Below are 1028 nucleotides of genomic sequence, written 5' to 3' on the forward strand. Positions count from 1 at the left end.
ATTTTTCCAATACCTAAACCACGAGACAAAAGTCGCGCCAAAGCCACTTGTGCTAAAGAGCCAAGATGAGCTAGGGGTGATGGCAGTAGCTATCAATCAAAACATCGAGCGCACGCAAAATGGGCTAGCCCAAGACACAAGAGCCGTGGAGCAGTCTGTCCAAACAGCTAAAAAGATAGAATCTGGCGACTTGCAAGCCCGTATCACAGAGACCCCGCACAACCCTCAGCTAAAAGAGCTAAAAGATGTGCTAAACCATATGCTAGATGATTTGCAGCATAAAATTGGCAGCGATACTAATGAGATCGCCCGCGTCTTTGACTCCTACACGCGCCTTGATTTCACCACAGAAGTAGCAAATGCTAGCGGCAGGGTAGAAGTCGTTACCAACACTCTAGGCGAAGAGATTAGAAAAATGCTTAAAACTTCCCTAGAGTTTGCCAACTCTCTCCACTCTCAAAGTGATAAGCTAGAAGAAGCCGTAGCCGCCCTTACTAAATCTTCTAACTCACAAGCTAGTAGCCTAGAGCAGACCGCCACTGCCGTAGAAGAGATCACTTCATCTATGCAAAATGTCTCTGGCAGGACCAACGAAGTAATCCAGCAAACAGAAGATATACGAAATGTCATAGGTATCATTAGAGATATAGCAGATCAGACAAATCTCCTAGCATTGAATGCCGCTATCGAAGCAGCTAGGGCAGGAGAGCACGGCAGAGGCTTTGCTGTCGTAGCAGATGAAGTGCGTAAATTGGCAGAGCGCACCAGCAAATCCCTAGGCGAGATAGAGGCAAACACAAACTTGCTTGTCCAATCAATCAATGATATGGCAGAATCTATCAAAGAGCAAACCGCAGGTATCACACAAATCAACGAAGCCATCTCTAGCCTAGAGTCCGTAACCCAAGAGAATGTCTCTATCGCCAATGCTAGCTCACAAATCTCACAAGATGTATCAGGGATTGCCAAGGCGATATTAGATGATGCAAACAAGAAAAAGGTATAGCCACAAGCGATTCGCTCTTGGG

At 46.1% G+C, this 1028-nt stretch carries 1 protein-coding gene; it reads left to right on the forward strand.

Features of this window, described 5'->3' with window-relative positions:
• Nucleotides 1–1006, forward strand: a 1006-nt coding sequence (locus NYG90_RS10500; RefSeq protein ID WP_285265044.1) for a methyl-accepting chemotaxis protein, incomplete at its 5' end; no start/stop codon positions are given.
• Between the last annotated feature and the right edge of the window lie 22 nt (nucleotides 1007–1028).

It is taken from the genome of Helicobacter zhangjianzhongii, from assembly GCF_030249855.1.
In the GTDB taxonomy this organism is placed as follows: Bacteria; Campylobacterota; Campylobacteria; order Campylobacterales; family Helicobacteraceae; genus Helicobacter_B; species Helicobacter_B zhangjianzhongii.